The organism is Pseudomonas sp. TJI-51 (assembly GCF_000190455.2).
GTDB lineage: Bacteria > Pseudomonadota > Gammaproteobacteria > Pseudomonadales > Pseudomonadaceae > Aquipseudomonas > Aquipseudomonas juntendi.
Genome location: NZ_AEWE02000153.1, coordinates 1 through 2,053 on the forward strand (window position 1 = coordinate 1; position 2,053 = coordinate 2,053).

Annotated in this window: 1 protein-coding gene and 1 pseudogene; both read left to right on the forward strand. The window is 58.7% G+C overall.

Annotated features, from left to right (window positions below):
- On the forward strand, positions 1-938 hold a 938-nt coding region (locus G1E_RS25360), incomplete at its 5' end, for an NAD(P)-dependent alcohol dehydrogenase (RefSeq protein WP_047150229.1).
- A 590-nt stretch (positions 939-1,528) separates the two neighbouring features.
- Positions 1,529-2,032: pseudogene (locus tag G1E_RS25365) on the forward strand (reverse transcriptase domain-containing protein); the annotation flags it as partial.
- Between the last annotated feature and the right edge of the window lie 21 nt (positions 2,033-2,053).

The following is a 2,053-nucleotide window of genomic DNA, read 5'->3' on the forward strand; positions in this document are numbered from 1 at the left end:
CAACTCGTAGCTCTCCCCAAATTACAGTAAGGCTGCGTGCCAGTTCCCTTAATTACCATGACTTTGCCGTCGTAAGCGGCCTGTGGGGGCCGAGCGTGCAGCGGATTCCCATGGCAGACGGTGCTGGAGAGGTGGTTGCCTTAGGTGAGGGAGTCACCGAGTTCGCCGTAGGCGATCAGGTCGTGAGTACGTTCTTTCCTGACTGGCTTGATGGCGAGCCGCAGCAGGAGGGTTTTGGAACGGTGCCGGGCGATGGTGTCGATGGTTATGCTCGGGAAGCCGTTACGGCGCGAGCCACGTCTTTTACCAAGGCGCCCCAGGGCTGGACTCATGCTGAGGCTGCAACGCTTACCACGGCCGGCCTGACCGCCTGGCGCGTGTTGATGGCCGACGATTCGTTGAAGCCTGGGGACAGCGTTCTTATACAGGGTACCGGCGGGGTTTCGATCTTCGCGCTTCAGTTCGCCAAAATGGCCGGCGCGACGGTCATTGCCACCTCTTCCAGCGATGAGAAGCTGGAGCGGCTGAAGGCCATGGGGGCCGACCACCTGATCAACTATCGCCGTACGCCCAACTGGGGCGAGAAAGTGCGTGAGTTAACCAATGATCGGGGAGTTGACCACGTCATCGAAGTAGGCGGACCCGCGACCCTGGAGCAGTCGATGATTGCGGCACGTGTTGGTGGGCATATTTCTGTGATTGGTATCCTTACCGGCGTTGCCGGGGAGCTGAGCATCGTTACTGCGCTGACACGGCAGTTGCGACTGCAGGGTGTGCTGGTTGGAAACCGTACCCAGCAGCAGGAGATGATCAGGGCTATCGATGCCAATGGCATGCGTCCGGTTATCGATAGCCATTTTCCGCTGGACGAAATTGTTGAGGCGTTCCGCTATCAGGAAAGTAATCGTCACTTCGGTAAGATCTGCCTCGATATCTAGGCAGGATTGCTTCCTGATCGCTAGGGTCTGTTGCCGTTTCGACGCGGCCGTTCGCGAAACGGCAACAGACCCTAGGTAACCCAGGTCCTGAACTGGGCTTGCTCACTGTCGATTAGCTCAGTAACCAAAAAGCCCGATACAGCGTATCGGGCTTTTTTGATTGGTGCGCCAGGCATGGCGCGTTGCGCGTCAGCGCAACCCGCTTGACTATGGTGGCCAAGCGGGTGACTTGGAGGTGAAAGTCCTCTACACACCCGGCAAGGGGAAGTGTTAGCCAGAGGCAAGGGTGTCGCGGGCGACTGCGAATCTGAAGGAAGCCCGAGGCAAAATGCTGGCCTGACGAACAGGAAGCGGATAGAGGCGGCGCAGCGGGGTGAGAAGGCCAATATCTTCAAAGCCCGATACTTGCACGGAACGCTGCGACGTAGATCCGACAGGCATAAGCAGGAAGGTCACGCGAATTACCCTGGGAGATCTGCACGTTTGCCATTGTGCTACCGAGCGTCAAGAGGCGACGGGATGGACGTGCAGAAGTCAGCCGAAGCCGTAGTAAGTGGCAGTTAACCGCGCCACCAAGGGCCGAACAGGTTATGCCGCCAGTAGGCGCCAGAGTCTCGTCGAATGTCGAAAAGCAGAAATTTCTCCGAGGGAGAACTGTGACCCCAAGTTCCGGACAGAATCCGAGAGTGACGGCTGGCAGTGCGCAGGCATCGACGGCGTCTGTGGCGTGGACGAACGCGGAGCCGGACACGCTGATGGGGCGGGTGCTTGCACCGGCCAACCTCAAACGTGCGTATCAGCGTGTGGTCAGCAACAAGGGAGCACCGGGTGCCGATGGCATGACGGTCGCTGACTTGGCTGGCTATGTGAAACAGTATTGGCCAACTCTCAAGGCCAGGTTGCTGGCTGGTGAATACCATCCCCAGGCAGTGCGGGCGGTCGAAATTCCCAAACCGCAGGGCGGTACCCGGCAACTGGGGATTCCCAGTGTCGTGGATCGCCTGATCCAGCAAGCCCTGCAGCAACAGCTCACGCCAATCTTTGACCCGCTGTTCTCGGACTACAGCTATGGCTTTCGTCCGGGCAAAAGCGCTCTGTAGTGGTCAACTAATCCC